A 23077-nucleotide genomic window follows, 5' to 3' on the forward strand; every position below is an offset into this window, starting at 1 on the left:
CTGTCAAATTCGCCGCGATTGGCGCGCATCGGGGCCGCCGCCGCGCCCGCATTCAGCGTCCAGAGAGGCCCATGTTCGGTTCCGTCAACCCGAGCGCGCACGCTTCGGCCGAGTACGAGGCGATCGAGGCGACGATCAGCGCCAGCGAGCGCGGCCGCTGGTTCCTCGCCGAGTACGCCCGGCGCAACCGGGGCGCCGAGACCGAGGTGCTGCTCGGGGCGATCGCGCGGCTGGAGCGGAGCGTCACCGCCGACCGCGGGCAGGAGGCCTTCGGGCACCTGCGCGGCAATCTCCTCGACATGGCCGACGCGATCAGCCGGACCAAGGGCGAGATCGCGGCGCTCAACACCCCGAACGGCGACGAGACCCGGCTGACGCAGGCGTCGCTCGCCCTCGACGCCATCGTGCGCGAGACCGAGCAGGCCACCTCCGACATCCTCGGCGCCGCCGAGTCGATCCAGGAGGCGGCCTGGACCCTGCGCGAGCGCGGGGCCGACGCGCAGGCCTGCGACGCCCTCGACCGCCACGCGACCGCGATCTACACGGCCTGCTCGTTCCAGGACCTCACCGCGCAGCGCACCGCCCGGATCGTCTACACCCTGCGCTACCTGGAGGACCGGGTCTCCGCGATGATCGCCATCTGGGGCGAGGACGCGGTGCGGGTGCCGCCCCACCGGGGCGCGCGGCCGGCCGGCGAGCCGGCCGATCTGAACCAGAGCGACATCGACCGCTACATCGCCATGGACGTGCCGGCCGTCACGGTGGCGGCCCTCGTGGCCCGCCCCGGCAGCCCGGCGCTGCACGAGGATCTGGTGTTCCTGCCGGTCCAGGCGGAGGCCCGGGCGCCGGAGGCCGAGCCGGAGACAGAGGTCGCGGCCGAAGCGCCGGCCGCGCCGGAGCCGGTGGCGGAGGCCGAGCCGGACGCCGTGTCCGAGCCGAAGGGAGTGGCCGCGCTGGCATTCGCCCCGGAGCCGGACCTCGCCGCGCCGGGGGACGGGCCGGAGGCCGCACCCGCGGCCGACTTGGAGGCCGGCTTGGAGGCCGACTTGGAGGCCGGCTTGGAGGCCGGCTCGGAGGCCGATCTGGAAGCGGACTGGGCGGTCGATCTCGAGGCCGCCCCGGAGCCGGAGCCGGCTCCGGAGGTCGCCTCCCTTCCCGTCGCCGATCCGTCCGCCGCGGACGCGCCGGAGCCCGCCACCGCGATCGAGGAGGCGTTCGAGGCGGACGTCGAGGCGGACGTCGAGGAGGACATCGCGCCGGACGTGGTCGACCTCACCTGGGGCGAGACCGTCGCGGCGGCCCCCGAGCCGGCGATGCCGCCGGAGGAGCCGGCCCTGAGCTTCGCCGAGATCGACGCGCTGACGCCGGAGCAGCGGCTCGCGCTCTTCGCCTGACGGGTCCGGCCCGGCGCCGGCGCTCCGGCGCGGTTCGACAGGCGCGCGCCGGCGCGGACCCTGCTATCAGGGGCGCCCCCGGCACCCCCGAGCACGCGCATCCGTGGCCCTGCACCTGATCAAGCTCTGCGTCGGCCCCGCCACCATCGCCGATCTCGAGGCCCGGCAGGCCCGCTTCCGCGCGGAGGCGCTGCGGGACGGACGGCAAGCGGCGCCGTTCCACGTCACCCGCACCCTGCCCAAGCGCCACCGGGAGATCACCGGTCAGGGCTCGATCTACTGGGTGATCCGCGGGACGCTGTCCTGCCGGCAGGCGATCACCGCGATCGAGCCGCTCACCGACGCGGACGGCATCCCGCGCTGCCGGCTGGTCTTCGATCCCCGGCTCGTCCCGGTGGCGCCCCGGCCCTACCGGCCGTTCCAGGGCTGGCGCTACCTGACGGCCAGCGACGCGCCGGCCGATCTCGGGGCCGAGGCCTCGGGGGACCTCGCCGAGATGCCCGAGGCCCTGCGGCGCGAGCTGGTCGGCCTCGGCCTGCTGTGAGGGCGGGGCGGCGCCCGCGCCGCCCGGTCCCGCGCGCTTTGACTCAGGATGTGGGAGAGGGCGCGACGGGTCTCGTCGCCCCCGGTCAGGCCCCCGCCGGCGCCGCGAGCGGCCCCGGCGGAATCGGTCCTACGCCCCGTCGAAGCGCCCGCTGGCATGGGCCAGCATGGTGTAGACCTTGCCGGTCTCCGAGGTCAGGTAGGCGTCGGTGCGCTTGGCGTCGCTGTCGTTCTTGACCACGTCGCCGAGCAGGCGCTCGAACTCGCTGACGTAGCGGTCGACGCTGCGGCGGAACTCCGCATCGGTCCTGTAGCGGCGCTGGATCTCCGCGAAGGTGGCCCGGCCCTGCGGCGTGTAGATCCGCGGGTCGAACAGGTTCGGCTCGCCCCGGCGGTACCGCTCCCACAGGTCGACCGCGGTCCGGTGCTCGATCATCTTGGCGATGTCGGTCGAGATCGTGTCGAGGGCGATCCGCCCGGTCTCGGCGGCCGCCACCGCGGGGCGGCGGGCCGCCGGCGCGGGCGCCGGGGCGGCAGCCGGCGCGTCGGCCGCCGGCTCCTCGTCGTCGTCCAGCGAGGCGCGGGTCAGCAGGTCGGACAGCCAGCCGCGCTTGTCGCCGGCCTGCGCCGGGCGGGCGGTCGCGGACGGGCGCGGCGCCTCGATCTTGGCCGTGGCGGGCCGCGGCGTCGCCGCGGGCGCCGGCAGGGCCGGAGCCGCGGGGGCCGCCGTCGGCATCGCCGGTGCGACCGGGGCCGCGGCGGGCGCCGCCGCCGCGACGGCGCGGCCGCCGCTCTCCGCGACCCGACGCTGGGGCTGCGCCTGCGGCTGGGCGACGTCGACCGAGCGGCCGGAGCGGGAGACCAGGGACGACAGCTCGTTGAGGGCCTTGATCTGGTCCGCCACCACCCGGCGCATCTCGCCGGTGGCGTCCTGCGTCTCGCGCGGCAGCTCGAGGACGCCCTTGGCGAGCTCGGCGCGGGTCGCGTCGAGTTCGCCGCGGATCGAGCCCGCCATCTCGCGCAGGGCCGAGAAGGAGTCGCCGAAGCTGGCCTGGGCCTCCTGGAAGCCGCTGCGCATCTCGCGGGCCGCCTCCTCGATGACCTGCCGGACGCCCTGGGCGGCCTTCTCGCCCTCGGCGCTGGCGCTGTCCTTCAGGTCGGCGAAGGCGCTCGTCACCGAGGCCCCGGCGCCCTGGGCCGACTGGGCCAGGGACTCGCCGACGCTGCGGGCGCGCTCCTCGGCGGCGCGCAGGGTCTGCTCGATGGTCTGGGCCAGGGCGGTGCCGTTCTGCTCCAGGGCGGCGGCCCGGGCCTCGAACGCGGCCAGCGCCTCGGTCAGCTTGGTCTCGCGGCCCGACAGGGCCGAGTCCAGGCGCTCCTCGATGGCCGCCAGGGAGGCCGCGGCCCGGTCGAGGGCCGCCACGTGCGCGGCGGTCTGCTCGCCGAGGGAGCGGCCGCGACCGTCGAGGGTCTCGGCGAGGCGCGAGGCCTCGCTGAGCGCCCCGTCGGCGGCGCCGCGCAGGGCCTCGACCTGGGCCGAGACGCCGGCGCTGGCCCGGCCGGTCTCGGCGGCGATGCGCTCCAGCGCCCCCTGGACCTGCTCGATCCGGCCGGCGAGACCCTGCTCGATCGCGCCGAGGTTGGTGTCGGCGCCGGCCACGAGGTCGGTCAGCGCCGTGTTGGCGGCCTCGATCCGCTGGAGCAGCGCGCCGAGCTCGCGGCCCATCCGGTCGTTGGTCTCGAACAGCTCCGAGAGGGTGCGGCCCGCGCCGTCCTCGACGGCGGCGCGCAGCAGCTCGGCCGAGGCCCGCGACTGCACGGCCAGCTCCTCGGTCCGCTCCCGCAGGCTCTCGGCGAGCGGCATTCCGGTCTCGGCGAGCGTCCGCTCGATCGCCTCGGCCCGGTCCGACAGGGCCCGCGACAGGTCCATCATCGGCCCGTCGATGGCGCCGCGCAGGCGCTCGACATGGCCCTCCAGGCTGTCGCCGACGGCGCGGCCGCTGCCCTCGACGCTGGCGAGCAGCGCGCCGCCGCGCTCCTCGATGGCGCGCACCAGGGTCTCGGCGCTCTCGGCGAGGCGGCGGGACAGGGCCTCGCCGCGGGCGTCGACCAGGGCACCGAGCGCCGTGGCGCGGCGCTCGAACCCGGCCCCGAGGGCCTCGGTGCGGGCGTCGATCAGGCCGGCGAGCGCGGCCTCGCGGCGGCTGAGCGTCTCGGCCAGGGCCGCGTTGTGAGCCTCGACCTGCTCGGCATGGGCGCGGGCCCGCTCGTCGAGGGCGGCGACCAGGGACGCCGTGCGCTCGTCCATGAGGCCCGCGAAGGCCTCGTGGCGGTCGTCGAAGGCGGTGGCCAGGGTGTCGGCGCGCTGCGCCACCAGGGTCGCGAACAGCCGCATGCGGCTGTCGATGCGCTGCGTGAAGGCGTCGGCGCGGGCATCGACGCCGCGGGCCAGGGCCTCGCTCTGCGCCTCGACGGCCTGCGCCAGGGCCGCGGTGCGGCCCTCGACCACGCCGTCCAGCTCCCGCAGCCGGGCATCGAAGGTCTCCACGAGGGCGCCGGTGCGGCCCTCGACGGCGCCGTCCAGGGCGCGCAGGCGGGCGTCGAAGGTCTCGACCAGGGCGCCGGTCCGGCCCTCGACGGCACCGTCGAGGGCGCGCAGGCGGGCGTCGAACACCTCCACCAGGGCGCCGGTCCGGCCCTCGGCGGCCGCCACCAAGGCTTGGCCGCGGTCCTCCAGCAGGCCCTCGATCGCGGCGCGCGCCTGCTCGAAGGTCGCCCGCAGGGTCTCGACGCGCGCGTCGACCCGCTCGGACACGTCGCGGCCGGTGCCCTCGACCAGGGCGCCGAGGCGGTTCTGCACCCGGTCGAACAGGGTCTGCAGCTCGCCCGTCCGCTCCTTGAGGGTCTCGGCGAGGCGGTTCTCGCGCTCCTCGAGCAGGCCGGCGATCGCCGGGTTCACGCCCTCGATGGTCGCCTGGAGCGCCTGGGTGCGGTGCTCGATCGTCCCGGCGATCTGTCGGCCGCGGGTGTCCACGAGGCGGTCGATCTCGCCCTGCGCCCGCTCGAACAGGCCCTGGAGATCGGACAGCCGGTTGTCCAGCAGGTCCGCCATCTGGGCGGGCGCCGCGTCGAGGGTCGTGCGCAGGCCCTCGGTCCGGGCCGCGATGGCATCGGCCACTTCCTGGCCGCGCCCGTCCACGAGGTCGCGCAGGCCGGCCTGGGCCTCCTCGAACAGGGTCTGCAGGCGCTGCGTGCGGGCGTCGAGGGTGGCGGCGAGCTGGCGCTCGCGGGTCTCCACCAGCGCCGAGACGGCGGCCGGCGCCTCCTCCAGCACCGCGCGGAGGGACTGGATGCGGGCATCGACCGCGGCGGCGAAGCGGCCACCGCCGCCCTCGACCACGCCGTCGAGGGCCGACTGGGCCTCCTCGAACAGGGTGCGCAGGGCCTGGGCCCGGGCGGTGAGGGTGTCGGCGAGGCGGGTGCCGCGGCCGTCGACCAGGCTCTCCAGGTGGCCGAGCCGCTCGTCGAACAGGCTGCCGAGCTGGCGGGTCCGGTCGTCGAGGGCGCCGGTGGCGGAGCCGAACGCGCCCTCCAGGGCGGCGACCATCGCCTGCCCGCGGCCGTCCAGCGCCTCATGGATCGGGCCCATCCGGCCGTCCAGGGTGGCGGCCAGGGTGCCGGCATGGTCGTCCAGCAGGACGCGGATCTGGTTGGTGCGATCGTCCAGCAGGGTGTGGACCGAGCGGACGCCCTCGTCGAGGAGGCCGCTGATGTCGGCCGTGCGGCTCGACAGGGTGTGGCCCAGGCGGCCCTCGCCGGCATCGAGCATCCGCTCGGCGTCCGCGATGGTCTGCTGGAGCTTGGCGAGCACGCTCTCGCCGCGCTGGTCGATGAGCTCGGCCAGCGAGGTGCCGCCGCGGTCGAGCAGGCGGGCGAGCTCGGTGATCCGGCCGCCGATCGCCCCGAACACGGCGCGGCCCTTCTCGTCGAGCTCGCCCGACATGGCGGCGATGCGCTCGTCGATCAGGCGGCCGATGAGGTCGGCGCGCTCCGCGAAGGCCGCGTGCACGGCCTCGGTGCGGGCCGCCAGCGCCGCGTCGGCGTTCTCGGTGCGCTCGTCCACCAGGCGGATCATCGAATCCGCGCGGTTCGCCAGCGCGGCCTCGAGGCCGCGGGTGGCCTCCTCGATGGTGCCGGTGAGGGCGCGGACGCGCTCGGCCATGGCGCCGTCGAGGCCGCCGGTCCGGTCGGCGATCATCGCCACGAGGTCGCGGGTCCGGCCGGCCAGCTCCTCGTCCACCGCCCGGGTGCGCGCCTCGATCAGGCGGATCGCCTCGAAGGCCTGGACGCCGAAGCTCTCGTCCACGAGGCGGGCGCGCTGGTCCAGGGTCTCGGCGATCGCCTGCAGGCGGCCGATGACGCCGGTGTCGAAATGGCCGGCGCTCTCCTCGATCCGCCGGGCGATCTCGCCCGTGTGGCGGGCGATGTCCTGGCCGAGCCCGGAGGTGCGGCCCTCCAGCATCTCCATCAGGCCGCGATGGCCCTCGGCCATGACGCGGGCCATCTCGTCGGTCCGGGCGCGCAGCGCGTCGTCCACGGCGTTCGCGCGGCTGCCGAGACGGTCGTCGATCTGGCCGACCAGCGCCGCCACGGCGGCCGCGATGGCGGCGGCCCGCTCGGCCGAGCGCGTCTCCAGGCCGCCGAGATGGGTCTCGATCAGGCTGCCGGCCTCGCGGGCTCGGGTGGCGATCGTCTCGGCGACGGCCTCGCCCTTGCCGGTGAGGAGGCGGTCCATCTCCTCCAGCCGGGCGCCGACGGTCTCGCCCAGCGCGGCGGTGTCGCGGTTGATCCGGTCGGCCAGGATGTCGCCGCGGGCGATGGTCTCCTGCAGGGCGGCGAGGCGGTTGCCCAGCGTCTCGTCGATCGCCCGGACCCGGCCGTCGGCGGTCTCGGCGAAGCTCGCGCCGGTCTGGCTGAGGGTGTCGGCGATGCGGGCGCCCTGGCTCGCCACGGCGAGCACGATGTCGCGGCCGGTGCCGCTGATCCGGGCCTGGGTCTCGTCGGCGTGGCCGGCGAGCAGCTCGGCGACGCTCCGGCCGTGCTCGCCGAAGGCCGCCTCCATCTCGCCGATCCGGGCGGCGAGGTCGGCCGAGATCGCGCGGGCGGCCTCGGCGAGGCTGCCGGTGGCGTCGCCGGTCCGGGCGGCGAGCTCGCGGTTGAGATCGTCCAGGGCGGCGCGGACCGCCGCGACGGCGTCCGTGCCGCGGGCGCCGAGCTCGGTGCCGGCCCGGTCGGCGGCGTCGCGGAACCGGGCGGTGAGGATCGCGGTTTCGGCCTCGACCGCGCCGGTGACCTCGCCGGAGGCGTTGCGCAGGGTGTCCAGCGCCGCGGCGAGCCGGGCGGCGGCGTCCCGCGTCTGCGTCTCGGCGGCCTGGCTCGCCTGATCGGCGGCGGCCCGCAGTGCGGCGGCCGCCTCCTCGGTCCGCGCCGACAGGGCGGCGGCGGAATCCGCGACCCGGCGCTCGAACACCCGCACGGCCTCGAGGGTCCGCGCCTCGACCGCGCCGGTGGCGTCCTCGGCCGTGCCGCGCAGGGCATCGGTGGCCGCCTCGGCCCCGCGCCGGAGCGCCGCGACCGCCTCGGCGGTGCGGCCGTCGATCTCGCCCGACAGGCCCTCGACGGTGCCCCGCAGCGACTGGACCGCGGAGGAGGCCCCCGTCTCGAAGCCCCGGCCCAGGGCCGCGAAGGCGGCCTCGAGGTTGGCCGCGACCGTCTCGGTCCGGTGCGCGATGCTGCCGCCGGCCTGCTCGGCCGCCGCCGCGACCCGGTGCTCCAGGTCCGCGGCCCGGACCGTCACGGTCTCGTCGAGGCGCGCCGCGATGCCGTCCATCCGCTCGGCGAGGGCGCCGCCGCGCTCCGACAGGGCCTCGGCGATCCGCTCGGCGGTGCCGACGAGGTCGTCGCGCACGGCGCCCGCGCGGGCCGCCAGGGTCTCGCCGGCGCCGCTGGCGGCGAGCGCCAGGGCGGCCTGGGCGTCGCGCCCGCGGCCCTCGATCGTCTCGGCGACCGACAGGCCGGCGCTCTCGATCTCGGCGCGCAGCGCGAGGCCGCGGCCGGCGATGTCCTGGGTCAGGGCCGAGCCGGTCTCGGCGAAGCGGGCGGTGATCTCGGCGCCCATCGCGCCGAAGCGCTCGGTCAGCTCCGAGCCGCGCGACAGGAAGGCGGATTCGAGCCCCGTCACGGAGCGCTCGAAGGTCTCGCGCACCGTGCCGGCCTGGCGCTCCAGCGCGTCGCTCACGCGGCTGCCGGTCTCCTCCAGGGTCCGGGTGAGGGCGCCGGCATTCTCCGACAGGCGCTGGGCCAGGGCGGTGCCGGCGGTCTGGAAGGCGCCGGTCGCCGTGCCGGCGCGGTCCTCGAAGCTGCGGGTCAGGGTCTCGCCGACCTCCTGGAAGCTGCCGCGCACCTCCTGGCTGGTGGCCGCCAGCGTGTCGATCAGGTCGCTGCCGCGGGCGGTCATCAGGTTGACCACCCGGTCGCCGGCCTCGCCCAGGGAGGCGGTGATCGCGGCGCCGCGGGTCTCCAGCGCGCCGGTCACGCGCTCGCCCGCGCCGGTCACCGCGGAGACGATCCGGTCGGAGGCACCCTCCAGGTCCTGGCTCAGGCTCTGGTGCGACCCGGTGATGGCGCTGCGCACCCGCTCGGCGTTGGTGACGATCGCCTCGCGCTGGGCCACCAGCTCGTCCACGAGGGAGCGGATCCGGATCTCGTTGTCGGAATAGGCCCGCTCCAGGGTGGCGATCTCGCCGCGCACCAGGGTCTCCAGCTCGCCGGCCCGGGCGAGCGCCCGCTCGACGCCGTCGCCCACCGCCGCCACCTCGCGGCGCACGGTCTGCGACATGGTCAGGACCGCGTCGGTGGAGAAGCTCTCGGGCTCGGCCAGGCGCACCGCGACCTCGCCGACCGCGCGGGCGACGAGGCGCATCTCCTGGGCGCGCACCGCCAGCATGGCGGCGATCACGAACAGCACCACCGGGCCGAACAGGGCCGCGGCGCCGACGCTCGCCTGGAGGGCCGAGAGGCCCGACAGGACGGCGCGCAGATCGCCGTCGGACTTCGACCACGCGATCAGCACCAGGGCGCCGATCCAGACCGCGCCGGCCGCGAGGGCGAGCAGGTAGGGCTTGGGCGAGGAGCGCACCCGCAGGGTCTGCTGCAGGATGCCGATGTTGCGCCGGTCGTCGTTGGCCACGAGCGAGCGGTCGGGGGGCAGGAGGCCGCCCTCGCGGCGGGGGCGGTCCAGGCCCGGCGGCGGCAGGTCGGAGGCGAGCGGCGGGTCGAGGTCGAGGCGCGGCGGCATGGTCCGGCCGGCGTCGAGACCGCCGTCGCGCAGCGGGTCGGCGTCACCGACATCGGGCAGGCGCGGCTCGGCGCGACCGTCGGTGCCGTTCGGCGTCAGGGCGTCGAGGTTCAGCGCCTGCTCGATCGCAGAGAGCGCGGCCTCGGCCGGGTCCTTCAGCTTCTTCTCGGTCGCCATACAACGCCTCGTTACACGGGTTCACCGGCGCCTGGAGAGGCTTGAGCCGGAGACGCAACGCCCCGTTTACCATTACAAGACTAAACTCGGGCAGCGACTGCCGATACCCGAGCCCTCGACCGGCCCCAGAAAAGGTTAACCGAATGGTTACCGGGCCCGTCGCTCGCCGCCTCCACCATCCTGCCGCAGGGGAGGGGTCGGGCGCGATCCCCACCCGACGAATCAGGGGGTGAATTGTGTGGATCAGATCCGCAATCCCCGACGAATCCGGATGCCGGGAGCCCGAACATGCAGGCCATCGACCCCGCGGAACTCGAGGCCCAGACCGGCGGCGACGCCGACCTGGCCCGTGAGGTCCTGGATCTGTTCGCCGGCCAGTGCCGCTCGATCCTGCCGCGCCTCGCCGACCCGGCCCTGCCGCGGGCGCAGCGCGCCGACCTCGCCCACACCCTGAAGGGCTCGGCCGCGGGCGTCGGGGCGATCCACGTGCGGGCGCTCGCGGACGCCGCGGAGACGCGCCTGCGCGCCGGCGCCGGGGCGGTGCCGGTCGACGACCTCGCGGCCGCGGTCGCGCGGGCGCTGGCGGAGATCGCGGAGGCGCGCGCCTGACGGTGTCGCCCAATGCGGCGATCGATCCGGGACCGGTGTCTAATGCCGCGCTTGCATTCCGCGTTTCCAGCCGCCAAGCAGGCACGCCGCCCGTCGGACAGATTGCGCTCGACGCGAGCCCGGAGCCCCCAGCATGCCCAAGATCACCTACGTCGACCACGCCGGGACGGAACGGACCGTCGAAGGCAGCGTCGGCGCGACCGTGATGGAGACGGCTATGCGCAACAACGTCCCGGGCATCGACGCGGAGTGCGGGGGCGCCTGCGCCTGCGCCACCTGCCACGTCTACGTGGCCGACGCCTGGATCGACACGGTCGGCAAGGCGCAGGACATGGAGCAGGACATGCTGGATTTCGCCAGCGACGTCCGCGAGAATTCCCGCCTCTCCTGCCAGATCAAGATCACGCCGGCGATGGACGGCCTCGTGGTGACGACGCCGTCCCAGCAGGGCTGAGACGGAAACCGTCTCGGTCGCGCGATCCCCGCCCGTCCTCGCGAGCGCAGCGAAGCGACCCAAGGTGGCGCGACATCCGCGTATGCGGCGCTGCTGGATCGCTTCGCTGCGCTCGCGAGGACGGCATCGCCTCCGGTCGCATCGCGCTTTGAGGCCGTAAAGGCACCTGTCATCGCACCAGCGCCCGCGCCGCCGCGTCGAGCCCCTCCAGGGTGAGGGGGAACATCCGACCGGCGACAAGCCGCTGCATCATGCCGATCGACTGGGTGTAGCCCCAGTGCGTCTCGGGCACCGGGTTCAGCCACGCCGCCTTCGGGAAATGGTCGAGGAGCCGCTGCATCCAGGTGGCACCCGCCTCCTCGTTCCAGTGCTCCACGGAGCCGCCGGGCGTCGCGATCTCGTAGGGGCTCATCGAGGCGTCGCCCACGAAGACGAGCCGGTAGTCGCTGCCGTAGGTGCGGATCACGTCGAGGAGCGGCGTCTTCGCCTCGTGCCGCCGCCGGTTCTCGGTCCAGACCGCCTCGTAGGGGCAGTTGTGGAAGTAGTAGTGCGCGAGGTGCTTGAACTCCGAGCGCGCCGCCGAGAACAGCGCCTCCGCCTGCTCGATGTGCCAGTCCATAGAGCCGCCGACGTCCAGGAACAGCAGCACCTTCACGGCGTTGCGCCGCTCCGGCCGCAGCTTCACGTCGATGTAGCCCTGGCGGGCGCTCGCGCGGATCGTGCCGTCGAGGTCGAGCTCCTCCGCCGCGCCGGTCCGGGCGAAGCGGCGCAGGCGCCGCAGCGCCAGGCGCATGTTGCGCGCGCCGATCTCCCGGTCGTCGTCGAGGTCCTTGAACTCGCGCTTGTCCCAGACCTTCACCGCCCGGAAGTTGCGGTTGCCGTCCTGGCCGATGCGGATCCCCTCGGGATTGTAGCCGTAGGCGCCGAAGGGCGAGGTGCCGCCGGTCCCGATCCATTTCGAGCCGCCCTGGTGGCGCCCCTTCTGCTCGGCGAGGCGCTGCTTCAGGGTCTCGAACAGCTTGTCCCAGCCGAGCGCCTTCAGCTCCGCCTTCTCGGCCTCGGTCAGGTACTTCTCGGCGAGCTTCCTGAGCCATTCCTCCGGGATCGCGGCGGGCTCGACCGCCGCGCCCAGGGTCTCCAGCCCCTTGAACACCGTGCCGAACACCCGGTCGAACCGGTCGAGATGCGCCTCGTCCTTCACCAGCGCGGTGCGTGACAGGAAGTAGAACGCCTCGACGTCATGCTCCGCGAGGCCCCGGTCCAGGGCGCCGAGCAGGGTCAGGTACTCCTTCAGGGAGACGGGGACCTTGGCGTCCCGGAGGGCCGTGAAGAACTGCAGCAGCATGCCGGGAGAACGCGCCAGCCGGGCGTCCGGGTCAAGCCCGCGCGAATCGGTCGGCGCGCCGCCGAGCGTGGCAGGACTTTTCCGAAGGACTTCCGAGTCTTCGCCGATGGTCGACAAGATTCAGCCCCGTCGGCAGCGCCGATTCCGGCGCCCAAACGAGTCTCTCCGACCCGATGGGACTCATAACCTGGGCATAAGTCGTCGAATCTGTTGATATGTGACCGGACAAGCCTCGCCCAGTCACTCAATCGGTCATGGGAATCGCTCAACTCGGGACATCGAGTGTGTGCGGACGCGGCAGCGCGGCCGACACGGAGCTAGCGAGGAGACCTGCGATGGCGGTCATCCTGCGGAATCTGACGGAATTCAAGCGGTTTCTCGGGAAGCCGGGGGCGACGATTCAGCTGGTGCGCAACACCTTCATGGACCGCCAGCCGGAGGCGACCCGGGACGCCTACCGCGACAAGGGCATGTACGCCCCGCGGGCGGTGCAGGCCCTGTCGCGCAAGGCCGCGGTCTTCACCCTGCGGGGCTATCCCGGGACGGTCTGGCTCTACTGGGACAAGGGCGCCCGCGGCTGGCGCTTCTCCGGCGACACCGTGACGGTGCCCCTGGTCACCGGCCTCGGGCCGGCGGACGAGCTGGTCTACCGGTGCAGCTTCGCCGACGGGTTCGAGCCGGCGCCGCGCAGCCGCGCGGCGCGGCGGGCCAAGCACGAGGACGCGCACCCGGTCCTGATCTGAGCGCGGCCCCCGGGACCTCCGCTCGGATCTCCCGCCTCAGGCCGCCCCCTCAGGCCGCCCCCTCAGGCCTCCCCCTCAGGCCTCCTGGCCGGCCGCCTCCTGGCGCTCGGGCTCCCGCTTGACCGGGGCCTTGCCGAGCGCCTTCCCGACGGTCCGGCGGGCCCGGAAGATCGGCTTCGACTCGCCCTCGCGCTTCTTCAGCAGGGCGCGGTACTCGTCCCGCCGCTCATGGATCGACGCGATCACCAGCCCCATCGGCACGCCGACATCGACCAGAACGGCCTCCGACAGCTGCAGCGAGGCCTCGATCGTCTCCGGCACCGCGTCGTCGACGCCGAGCTCGTAGAGCGAGGAGGCGTGGCGGGCGTCGCGGGCCCGGGCCACGATGGTCAGGTCCGGCCGCTCGGCGCGGGCCGCCGCCACCGCCGCCTCGACGGCGCGGGGATTGTCGAGGGTGACGACCAGCGCCCGGGCCGTGGCGATGTCGCAGCGGCGCAGCATCTCGGTGTTGCCGCTGTCGCCGAAATAGACCGGCGCCCCGGCGCGGCGCTGCTCGGCCACCCGCGCGGCGTCGGAATCGAGGGCGATGTACGGGATCTTGTGCCGCTCCAGCATCTCGCCGACCTGCCGGCCGACGCGGCCGAACCCCGCGACGATCACCCGGTTCCCCACGCGCTCCGGCACCGGCTCCGCCTTGGCGGTGGCCTGGGCACTGGCCGTCGCCCGCAGCTTGAGCCGGCGGCCGACGGCGGCGAGCGCCGGGATCATGATCATCGTGACCGTGGTCACCACGAGGGCCGCCGCGCCGACCTCCTCCGGCACCAGGCCGGTGGCCATGGCGCCGCCGATCAGCACGTAGGCGAACTCGCCGCCCGGGCCGAGGAGGAGCGCCGTCTCCAGCGCCACCGGCCGGGGGATCTTCAGCACGGGGGCCGCCATCATCACCACGGCGGCCTTGATCAGGACCAGCGCCAGCGACAGGCCGATGATCGCCCCCGGCGTCGCCATCAGCTGCGCCGGGTCGAGGTTCATGCCCACCGAGACGAAGAACACGCCGAGCAGCAGGCCCTTGAACGGGTCGATCGTCGCCTCGATGGCCCGGCGGTACTCGGTCTCGGCCAGCAGCAGGCCGGCCACGAAGGCGCCGAGCGTCATCGACAGGCCGCTCGCCGCCGCGGTCAGCGCCGTGCCGACGATGACCAGCAGGCAGGCGGCCATGAACAGCTCGGTGGAGCGCGTGCGCGCCACGAGCTGGAACAGCGGGCGCAGGGCGAGGCGGCCCGCCACCACGATCAGGGCCAGCGCGATCGCCGCCTGGCCCAGCGCCAGGGCGAGGGCCCAGCCCTTGTCACCGCCGTCGTCGCGGCCGAGCACCGCGATCGCGAACAGGGCCGGGGCCACCGCCAGGTCCTGGAACAGCAGCACCGCGAAGCTCGTGCGCCCGGTCGGCGCGTTCAGCCGCTTCTGCTCGGCGAGGACCGGCAGGACCACCGCGGTCGACGACAGCGCGAGGCCGATGCCGACGATCACCGCGCCGGTGATCGGCACGTTGAGCCCGTAGAGGATCGCCCCGAGGATCAGCGCGGAGCAGCCCACCTGCAGGGAGCCGAGGCCGAAGACCAGCCGGCGCAGCACCCGCAGGCGCTCCCACGACAGCTCGATCCCGATCATGAACATCAGGAAGATCACGCCGAACTCGGCGAGGTGCGAGATCTCGGCCCGGTTGCCGATGGTGAAGAGGTGCACGGAGGGATAGGTGTCGGCCAGCCGGCCGAGGCCGAAGGGTCCGAGCAGGGCCCCGGCGCCGATGAAGCCGAGCACCGGCGAGATCCGCAGGCGGTGGAACAGCGGCACCACGATGCCCGCTGTGACGAGAAACAGGATCGCTTCCTTGTAGGAGCCGGCGTGGACCTCTGGCATCGGCGGCGGATCGAACCTCGTCTCTCGGGGGTGGGGAGCGCCGCTCACGGCCGCGCGATCATGGGTCGCCGCCGCCCTCGGAGCAACCGGATTCGGCCCGCGACCGGTCCCGCGGACGTGCGTTCCGACACAAGCCGGATACAGGCGCGGGTGAGACATTTCGGTCACCGGCACGCGGGATGCGGACGGCATCCAAAGGAGGCATGCGGTGAAGGCGTGCAACGCGGCCCAAAATCGGCACAATGCGCGCATACACGCCTGAGTTAACCGGGGGTTAAGCTCGGCCGGGCTCGGCCCGGAACTGGACCGGATGGATGCGACGAGGCCGATGATCTCCATCAAATCGATATTTGCCGGTCCGGCAGCGCCCCCCAGCCGCGACCTCGAGCGCGAGAAGCGCGAGTGGAAGCTCGAGTCGGACCGCTGGCGGCACCAGCGCCACGTCGAGAAGGGCTACCGCATCAAGTGGGGCTACGTGGCGATCGCGTACCTCGTCGAGTTCATGGTGATCGGCGCCTCGCTCTGGGGCGCGTGGCTGTTCGCGGGCGTCTACAGCGACGGCGACTGGCACGCCTTCTACTTCATGCTGCTGGCGCCGCTGGTCTACGCCGCGGTGGAGCTGTGCCGCGTGCCGCTCGGCATCCTGGCCCGGACCCAGCGCTCCTACTTCGTGCGCGGCCTCGCCGTGCTGGGCATCATCTTCGCGGCGGGCGTGACCACCAAGTCGGTGTCGCAGCTCGGCGAGATGATGTTCCATCCCCGCCTGATGGAGGCGGCCCGGACCAAGACCGCCCTGAAGGACGCCCAGGCCGACCGCGCCACGATCGGCGACCGGATCAAGGCGGCCGACGAGCGCGTGGCGCAGTACACGGCCGAGCTCGACCAGATCGAGAAGCGCTCCGCCGACAACGCCCAGCAGCTCGCCGGCCTCCCGGCCCAGCGCTGCGAGCGGGTCTTCGGCACCAACAGCAAGGGCCGGAAGTACCAGAACCTGAAATGCGTGGCCGATCCCCGCGTCGCCGCCCTGTCGCAGGGCGTCGCCAAAGCGTCCGCCGACCGCGCCGGGATGATCAAGGACCTGGAGGAGGCCCGCAAGGCGCGCGCCGCCCTCGATCCGGGCGCCGCCGACCGGCGCGTGGCCGATGCCGAGCAGGGCTACCGGAACGCGGTCAACCGCTCGCAGCTCCACTCCTTCACCGCCATGGTCTACGGCGTCGACCCGATCGACGTGACCGAGAGCCAGGTCCACGCCTTCCTGCGGATCTTCGTGTTCCTGCCCGCGGTCTGCGCCGCCTTCGCGTCGACGATCCTGGCGCTCTGCGCGGTCTCGACCCGCCGGACCTTCATGGACGAGGACGATCTCGGCGCCGCCGTGAACCCGGAGGCGGCCCCCTACATGCTCGACGCGATCGCCGACGCCCTGCGCTCGCACCCCGAGCCGATCCTGCCGCGCGCCGCCAACGCGTCGGGCGCGGTGATCCCGATGAACCGGCCGGCCCAGGGCCAGCAGGCGCTGCCGAACCAGACCCATCCGGGCCCGACCCTCCCTGCCGCTGGAGCCGGCGCATGAACTACGTCGCGAGCGGGACCCCCGAGAACATCGCCCTCGCCCAGCAGGTGAATTCCCGCCTGCGGGCGGATTCGAGCTACGTCGCGGCCCGGGCCTTCCTGTTCCGGGCGCTGGGCTTCGGCGCCTTCGCGTGCCTCGCGGGCATCGGCGTCGGCGCGGCGGCCTACGGCTGGGCGACCCTGAACCAGTTCGACACCGCCGCCGAGAAGATCGCCGCCGCCATGCAGGCGGCGCTCTCGGACGTGACCCTGAAGACCAAGGGCGAGGTCACGCTGACCGACAACACCCTCAAGCTCGAGGGCCTGCCCAAGGTCGCCGCCTCGCCGACGCCCACCCGGGCGCAGCTCGGCAGCGACGCGACCCCGGCCTCGAAGGCGACGGTGAACACGACCTTCACGGTGTTCAAGCAGGTGCCCTACCTCGACGGGCAGATCGTGACCGGCTGGAACTTCAAGGACAGCGCCGACCAGCCCTACCAGCAGTACTGCTACTTCTCCCGCCGCACGGCCGAGGCGAAGGGTCAGGTCGAGATCAAGATCGACCTCGCCATGGACGGCAAGACCCTGCCGCAGCCGCAGAAGTCGGACGTCAACCTCGAGATCCTCGCCCGGAACTGCGTCTGGCACGAGAAGGGCTGAGATCGCTCGCGGCGCCACCGTCCTTGCGAGCGAAGCGAAGCAATCCAGGGTAGCGCCACGCCTTCGGACGTCCCGCTGCTCTGGGTCACTTCGCTTCGCTCGTGATAACGGCGTGGACCATCGGGCGGGCGCATCAGCCGGCACCGACTGGGACGGCCGGGAGGGCTCGGCGCTTGCGGCCCGGCGGCGCGGCGCGCTACCCCTGGGCCCGAGCCCCTCTCTCCGAGACCGCGATGCGCTTTTCCGGAACCGAGACCTACGTCGCGACCCCCGACCTCACCGCGGCGGTCAACGCCGCCGTGGTCCTGGAACGGCCGCTCCTCGTGAAGGGCGAGCCCGGCACCGGCAAGACCGTGCTGGCCGAGGAGATCGCCAAGGGCTTGGGCGCGCCGCTGATCGTCTGGAACATCAAGTCGACCACCAAGGCGCAGCAGGGGCTCTACGAGTACGACGCGGTCTCGCGCCTGCGCGACTCGCAGCTCGGCGACCCCCGGGTCTCGGACATCTCCAACTACATCCGGCGCGGCAAGCTCTGGGAGGCGTTCACCGCGCCCGAGCGCCCGGTCCTGCTCATCGACGAGATCGACAAGGCCGATATCGAGTTCCCCAACGACCTGCTGACCGAACTCGACCGGATGGAGTTCCACGTCTACGAGACCGGCGAGACCGTGAAGGCCGTGCGCCGGCCGATCGTGATCATCACGTCGAACAACGAGAAGGAGCTGCCGGACGCGTTCCTGCGCCGCTGCTTCTTCCACTACATCAAGTTCCCCGATTCCGAGACGCTGCAGCGCATCGTCGACGTCCACTATCCGGGCATCAAGCACCGCCTCGTCGAGGAGGCCCTGCGGACCTTCCTGGCGATGCGCGAGGTGCCGGGCCTCAAGAAGAAGCCCTCGACCTCGGAGCTGCTCGACTGGCTGAAGCTCCTCGTCTCCGAGGACATCGCCCCCGAGACCCTGCGCGAGCAGGACGGCCGCAAGCTGATCCCGCCGCTGCACGGGGCGCTCCTGAAGAACGAGCAGGATGTCAGCCTGTTCGAGAAGCTGGCCTTCATGATGCGCCGGGACCAGCGCGGCGGCTGAGGCCGGACGGACGACCCGAGGATTCCCGCGAGAGGAGCCCCGGGGCAGGGACAGGAGCGTGCGGCATGGGCGAGATCGCGATCGTCGGCGGCGGCGTGATGGGGCACGGCATCGCCCTGGTGCTGGCGCTCGCCGGCCACGGCGTGCGGATCACCGACACGCGGCCCGAGACCCGGGCGCGGATCCCCGGCCTGATGGAATCCGCCCTCGCGACCCTGCGGGAGGCCGGCGCCGCCCCGGAGGGCTGGGATGCCGCGCGGCTGGCCCGGGCCGTCCGGGTCGAGGCGGCGCTCGACGCGGCGGTCTCGGGCGCCGGCCTCGTGATCGAGGCGATCACCGAGAACCCGGAGGCCAAGCGCGCGCTCTTCTCCGAGCTGGACCGGCTCTGCCCGGCCGACGCGATCCTCGCCAGCAACACCAGCTACCTCGACGTCTTCCCGCTGATCCCGGAGCGCCGGCAGGCGCGGGCGCTGATCCTGCACTGGTACACGCCGCCCTACATCGTCGACCTCGTCGACGTGGTGCCGGGGCCCGGCACGGACCCGGCGGTCGTCGCCGCCATGGCCGAGTTCGTGCGCGGCCTGGGCCAGGTCCCGATCGTGCTGAAGCGCTTCATCCCGGGCTACGTCGCCAACCGCATCCAGCAGGCGATCAGCGCCGAGGTGTTCCGGCTCCTCGACGAGGACGTCGCCGCGCCGAAGGACATCGACGACGCGATCGTCCACGGGCTCGCCTTGCGCATCCCGATCCTCGGCCACCTCGCCAAGGCCGACTTCACCGGCCTGGAGCTGACGCAGCGGGCGCTCGCCAACGGCAGCTACGCGCCGCCGCCGCCGCGCACCCGCTCCGAGACCCTCGACGCCCTCTGCGCCGCCGGCCGGACCGGGGTGATGGCCGGCAAGGGCTATTTCGACTGGGGCGGGCGGCCGCCGGAAGAGCTGTTCCGCGAGCGCGACCGCAAGCTCCTGGCGCTCAAGGCGGCGATGGCCGGGATCGGCCGGATGGAGGGATCATGATCGGAGCGGACCTGTCCGGACGGCGCGTCCTCGTCACCGGAGCCTCGTCGGGGATCGGGCTCGCGACCGTCGCGATCTTCGCCCGCAACGGCGCCACCGTGGCGCTGAACCACCTGCCGGACGATCCCCGCGGCCCCGAAGAGGCCGCCCGGCTCGCCGGAGCCGGATTCTCGGTGATCGCGCTGCCCGGCGACGTGTCGCGGGCGGGCGAGGCCGAGGCGATGGTTTCGGCCGGCATCGACCGGCTCGGTGGCCTCGACGTGCTCGTCAACAATGCCGGCACGTCGGGCACGACCACGCCCATCGCCTTCGAGGACCTCGACGCGATGACCGAGGATTTCTGGGCCACGATCCTGGCGACCAACCTGCTCGGGCCGTTCCGCTGCGCGAAGGCCGCGGCCGCGACCCTCAAGGCGAGCCGCGGCGCCATCGTCAACACCGCGTCGGTGGCCGGCCTCGGGCGGCGCGGCTCGTCGGTCGCCTACTCGGCGAGCAAGGCCGGACTGATCAACCTGACCCGGAGCCTCGCCCGGGCGCTGGCGCCGGACGTGCGAGTCAACGCGGTGGCGCCCGGCCTCGTCGCCACGCCCTGGACCGAGCCCTGGTCGGAGGAGCGCAAGGCCGCGACCGTGGGGCGCACGATGCTCGGCCGCATGGCCCGCCCGGAGGACATCGCCGAGACGATCTTCTTCCTGGGCGCGGGCGCGGCCTACATCACGGGCGAGACCATCACGGTCGACGGCGGAGCGATCTGACGCGCGGGGAGCACACACATGGCGAGCACCACCGTCATCACCTGCGCCCTCACGGGCTCCTTCGACACGCCGCGGAAGAACCCGGCCGTGCCGGTGAGCCCGGAGGCCATCGCCCGGTCAGCCCTCGAGGCCGCCGCCGCCGGGGCGGCCGTGGTCCACATCCACGTCCGCGACCCCGAGACCGCCGCGGCGAGCATGGAGCTCGCCCATTACCGCGAGGTGGTGGAGCGGATCCGCGAGAAGAACGACGCCGTGATCCTCAACCTGACCACGGGGGCGGGAGGCCGGTTCGTGCCGGGCGACCCCGACCCGTCGGTCGCCGGCCCGGGCACGACCTTCGTGGGACCGGAGGCCCGCACCCGGCATGTCGGCGCGCTGCGGCCGGAGATCTGCACCCTCGACATCGCCACGATGAATTTCGGCGAGCACCTGTTCCTCAACACTCCCGGCCACCTGCGGGCGATGGCGGGGCACATCCGCGACGCGGGCGTGAAGCCCGAGATCGAGGTGTTCGATCTCGGCCAGATCGAGCTGGCCCGGCACCTGATCGCCGAGGGGCATCTGGCGCGCCCGCCGCTGTTCCAGATCTGCCTCGGCATCCCCTGGGGGGCGCCCGCGACGCCGGAGGCCCTCGTGGCGATGCGCGCCCGACTGCCGGAGGACGCGGTCTGGTCGGCCTTCGGCATCGGCCGGGAGGAGTTCCCGATCCTCGCGGTCGCCGCCGGCATGGGCGGCAACGTCCGCGTCGGGCTGGAGGACAACCTGTACCTGTCCCGGGGCACGCTCGCGCCGAGCAACGCCGCCCTGGTGGAGAAGGCCGTGAGCCTGCTGGCCCACATCGACCGGGAGCCGGCCACGCCCGATCAGGCGCGGGCGATGTTTGGATTGACGTCGCGGGGCGGTTGAGAGGCCGATCGCCGCCGCTCCCCGTCATCGCGCGCGCAGCGACGTGACCCAGGGCAGCGCGACCTCGGCGAGCGTGGTGCTGCTGGATTGCTTCGCTCCGCTCGCAAAGACGGCGGTGCCGTCTCGGGCGGGGAGGGCTGCCCCTGACGGATCGCCGGCATCCTCACGCGCACCCGTTCCAGCCGCGGACCGCCGCGGATACTCTGCCTTCGGAAACAGCCCGAGCGGCGATCAACGCCGCCGGGTGGACACGACAGGGAGAGAGACATGACGCTCCGCCACCGCGCCGCGGCGCTGCTCGGGAGCTTGTGCGCGCTCGGCGCCGGCGCGGCGCTCGCGGCCGACCTCGTGCCGGTGAAGATCGGCGTGCTGAACGACCGCTCCGGCGTCTACTTCGACTCCACCGGCGAGGGCTCGGTGGTGGCCGCCCGCATGGCGGTCGAGGACTTCAAGCCGGAGGAACACGGGCTGAAGGTCGAGGTCGTCGCCGCCGACCACCAGAACAAGCCCGATGTCGGCGCCTCGATCACCCGGCAATGGTACGACCGCGACGGCGTCGACGCGGTGTTCGACGTGCCGACCTCCTCGGTGGCGCTCGCCATCGCGCAGATCACCAAGGAGAAGAACAAGGCCTTCATCAACTCGGGCGGCGGCACCGCCGACCTCACCGGCCCGGCCTGCACGCCCAACACCGTGCACTGGACCTACGACACCGCGGCGCTGGCCAACGGCACCGGCAAGGCCATCCTCAAGCGCGGCGGCAAGTCCTGGTACTTCATCACCGCCGACTACGCCTTCGGCCTCGCCCTGGAGCGCGACACCAAGGCGGTGGTGGAGAAGAACGGCGGCACGGTCGTCGGCGGCGTGCGCACGCCGTTCCCGAACCCGGACTTCTCCTCGTTCCTGCTCCAGGCCCAGGCCTCGGGCGCGCAGGTGATCGGGCTCGCCGATGCCGGGCTCGACGCCGCCAACGCCATCAAGCAGGCGCACGAGTTCGGCATCCGCCAGGGCGGTCAGACGCTCGCCGCCCTGCTGATCGCCATCACCGACATCCACTCGCTGGGCCTGGACGTGGCGCAGGGCCTCGCCTTCACCGCCTCGTTCTACTGGGACCTCAACGACGGCACCCGGGCCTTCGCGGAGCGGTTCGAGAAGCGCATGCCCGGCAAGAAGCCGACCTCGTACCAGGCGGGCGTCTACGCCAGCACGCTGCACTACCTGAAGGCGGTGGCGGCCCTGCGCTCGGCCAAGGACGGCGCTGCCGTGGTCGCCAAGATGAAGGAGATGCCGACCGACGACCCGCTGTTCGGCAAGGGCACGATCCGGCCGGACGGGCGCAAGATCCACCCGATGTACCTGTTCGAGGCCAAGGCGCCGTCCGAGTCGAAGGGCGCGTGGGATCTCTACAAGGTGCTGGAGACGATCCCGGCCGAGCAGGCCTTCCGCCCGATGAGCGAGGGCGGCTGCCCGATGGTGGCCGGCATGACGGCGAAGTAGGCCTCGGGTCGCTCCTTTCCGCACCGCCGTCCTTGCGAGCGGAGCGAAGCGATCCAGACGGCGCGACGCCGACCGTCGTCGCGCTGCCCTGGGTCACGTCGCTGCGCTCGTGGTGACGGTGAGGGAGCCCCCAACCGAAGCGTCCGGACGGAAACCGTTCACGCCGCCCCGATCCGATCCAGCGCCGCCATCGCCTCATCCGGGAGCGCGAGCGTGGCCGCCGCGAGGTTCTCGCGGAGGTGGCCGAGGGACGACGTCCCCGGGATCAGCAGGATGTTGGGCGACCGGCGCAGCAGCCACGCCAGCGCCACCTGCATGGGCGTCGCGCCCAGCCCGGCCGCCACCGCCGACAGGGTGTCCGACTGCAGCGGGCTGAACCCGCCCAGGGGGAAGAACGGCACGTAGGCGATCCCGGCCGCCGCCAGATCGTCGACGAAGGCGTCGTCGCCCCGATGGGCGAGATTGTACTGGTTCTGCACGCAGACGATGTCGGTGATCCGCCGCCCGTCCGCGACCTGCCGGGGCGTCGCGTTGCTCAGGCCGATCCGGCGGATCAGCCCCTGGCGTTGGAGATCCGCCAGCACCGTCAGCGGCGCCTCGATCGAGCCTTCCGCGGGGCCGTGGACGTCGAACATCAGGCGCAGGTTGACCACGTCGAGGGCGTCGACGCCGAGGTTGCGCAGGTTGTCGTGAACCGCCCGGGTGAGGTCCGCGGCCGAGAAGGCCGGGTTCCACGAGGCGTCGGCCCCGCGCTCGGCGCCGACCTTGGTGACGATCACGAGCCCGTCCGGATAGGGGTGCAGCGCCTCGCGGATGATCTGGTTGGTGACGTGCGGCCCGTAGAAGTCGCTCGTGTCGATGTGGTCGACCCCCGCCGCCACGGCCGCCCGCAGCACCGCGACCGCCGCCGCGCGGTCCTTGGGCGGCCCGAACACGCCGGGCCCGGCGAGCTGCATGGCCCCGTAGCCGAGCCGCTTCACGGTGCGGTCACCGAGTTGGAAGGTCTCGGCCTGCGCGAGATCGGTCATGGCAAATCTCCTGTTGGTGGCCCGGATGTAGACGCCCGTT

The 23077-nt window shown here is 73.5% G+C and carries 16 protein-coding genes; 12 read left to right on the forward strand and 4 right to left on the reverse strand.

Annotated elements, in window-relative coordinates; translation table 11 throughout:
• The first annotated feature begins 71 nt into the window (after positions 1-71).
• Both ASG32_RS27875 and ASG32_RS27880 read left to right on the forward strand, forming a co-directional pair.
• A complete protein-coding gene (locus tag ASG32_RS27875) occupies positions 72-1394 on the forward strand; it encodes a hypothetical protein (protein WP_056532701.1) in 1323 nt (440 codons plus the stop codon).
• A gap of 103 nt (positions 1395-1497) precedes the next feature.
• Positions 1498-1938 (forward strand): DUF1489 domain-containing protein, encoded by a 441-nt coding sequence (locus tag ASG32_RS27880; RefSeq protein ID WP_020092343.1) that lies wholly within the window; start codon positions 1498-1500, stop codon positions 1936-1938.
• A gap of 129 nt (positions 1939-2067) precedes the next feature.
• Here ASG32_RS27880 and ASG32_RS27885 read toward each other — a convergent pair whose 3' ends face one another.
• Positions 2068-9471, reverse strand: a complete 7404-nt coding sequence (locus tag ASG32_RS27885) for a hypothetical protein (protein ID WP_056532704.1) — start codon at positions 9469-9471, stop codon at positions 2068-2070.
• A 288-nt stretch (positions 9472-9759) separates the two neighbouring features.
• Here ASG32_RS27885 and ASG32_RS27890 point away from each other — a divergent pair, with 288 nt between their 5' ends.
• On the forward strand, positions 9760-10080 hold the full coding sequence (locus ASG32_RS27890) for an Hpt domain-containing protein (protein ID WP_056532707.1): 321 nt from the start codon (positions 9760-9762) through the stop codon (positions 10078-10080).
• Positions 10081-10213: 133 nt separating this feature from the next.
• Complete coding sequence (locus ASG32_RS27895) at positions 10214-10534, forward strand: 2Fe-2S iron-sulfur cluster-binding protein (RefSeq protein WP_020092346.1); 321 nt, start codon at positions 10214-10216, stop codon at positions 10532-10534.
• A 169-nt stretch (positions 10535-10703) separates the two neighbouring features.
• Here the strand turns inward: ASG32_RS27895 and ASG32_RS27900 are convergent, their stop codons facing one another.
• Positions 10704-11879: a VWA domain-containing protein gene (locus ASG32_RS27900; protein ID WP_056532710.1), complete on the reverse strand. Its 1176-nt coding sequence runs from the start codon at positions 11877-11879 to the stop codon at positions 10704-10706.
• Between the two features lie 335 nt (positions 11880-12214).
• Here ASG32_RS27900 and ASG32_RS27905 point away from each other — a divergent pair, with 335 nt between their 5' ends.
• Positions 12215-12622, forward strand: coding sequence for a hypothetical protein (locus tag ASG32_RS27905; RefSeq protein WP_020092348.1), 408 nt, complete (start codon positions 12215-12217; stop codon positions 12620-12622).
• A 75-nt stretch (positions 12623-12697) separates the two neighbouring features.
• Here ASG32_RS27905 and ASG32_RS27910 read toward each other — a convergent pair whose 3' ends face one another.
• On the reverse strand, positions 12698-14542 hold the full coding sequence (locus ASG32_RS27910; RefSeq protein WP_042671514.1) for a cation:proton antiporter: 1845 nt from the start codon (positions 14540-14542) through the stop codon (positions 12698-12700).
• Between the two features lie 310 nt (positions 14543-14852).
• On the opposite strand from ASG32_RS27910, the gene ASG32_RS27915 reads away from it, so the two are divergent.
• From ASG32_RS27915 to ASG32_RS27945, 7 genes are all read left to right on the forward strand, one after another.
• Positions 14853-16112: a hypothetical protein gene (locus tag ASG32_RS27915; RefSeq protein WP_020092350.1), complete on the forward strand. Its 1260-nt coding sequence runs from the start codon at positions 14853-14855 to the stop codon at positions 16110-16112.
• The gene (locus ASG32_RS27920; RefSeq protein ID WP_056532713.1) at positions 16109-16750 is read left to right on the forward strand and encodes a hypothetical protein; all 642 of its coding nucleotides are present in this window, start codon (positions 16109-16111) and stop codon (positions 16748-16750) included. Before ASG32_RS27915 ends, ASG32_RS27920 begins: the two co-directional genes overlap by 4 nt.
• A 233-nt stretch (positions 16751-16983) precedes the next feature.
• Positions 16984-17835, forward strand: coding sequence for a MoxR family ATPase (locus ASG32_RS27925; RefSeq protein WP_056532716.1), 852 nt, complete (start codon positions 16984-16986; stop codon positions 17833-17835).
• 65 nt (positions 17836-17900) lie between these two features.
• Complete coding sequence (locus tag ASG32_RS27930; protein ID WP_056532719.1) at positions 17901-18851, forward strand: 3-hydroxyacyl-CoA dehydrogenase family protein; 951 nt, start codon at positions 17901-17903, stop codon at positions 18849-18851.
• Positions 18848-19606, forward strand: a complete 759-nt coding sequence (locus ASG32_RS27935; RefSeq protein ID WP_056532722.1) for an SDR family oxidoreductase — start codon at positions 18848-18850, stop codon at positions 19604-19606. Before ASG32_RS27930 ends, ASG32_RS27935 begins: the two co-directional genes overlap by 4 nt.
• 18 nt (positions 19607-19624) lie before the next feature.
• Complete coding sequence (locus tag ASG32_RS27940; RefSeq protein WP_056532724.1) at positions 19625-20512, forward strand: 3-keto-5-aminohexanoate cleavage protein; 888 nt, start codon at positions 19625-19627, stop codon at positions 20510-20512.
• Between the two features lie 267 nt (positions 20513-20779).
• Positions 20780-22009, forward strand: a complete 1230-nt coding sequence (locus tag ASG32_RS27945; protein ID WP_056532727.1) for an ABC transporter substrate-binding protein — start codon at positions 20780-20782, stop codon at positions 22007-22009.
• 158 nt (positions 22010-22167) lie between these two features.
• Here the strand turns inward: ASG32_RS27945 and ASG32_RS27950 are convergent, their stop codons facing one another.
• Positions 22168-23037 carry an aldo/keto reductase family oxidoreductase gene (locus tag ASG32_RS27950; protein ID WP_056532730.1) on the reverse strand — a complete coding sequence of 290 codons (870 nt, stop codon included), beginning with the start codon at positions 23035-23037 and terminating at the stop codon, positions 22168-22170.
• Between the last annotated feature and the right edge of the window lie 40 nt (positions 23038-23077).

The organism is Methylobacterium sp. Leaf361 (assembly GCF_001424445.1).
GTDB lineage: Bacteria > Pseudomonadota > Alphaproteobacteria > Rhizobiales > Beijerinckiaceae > Methylobacterium.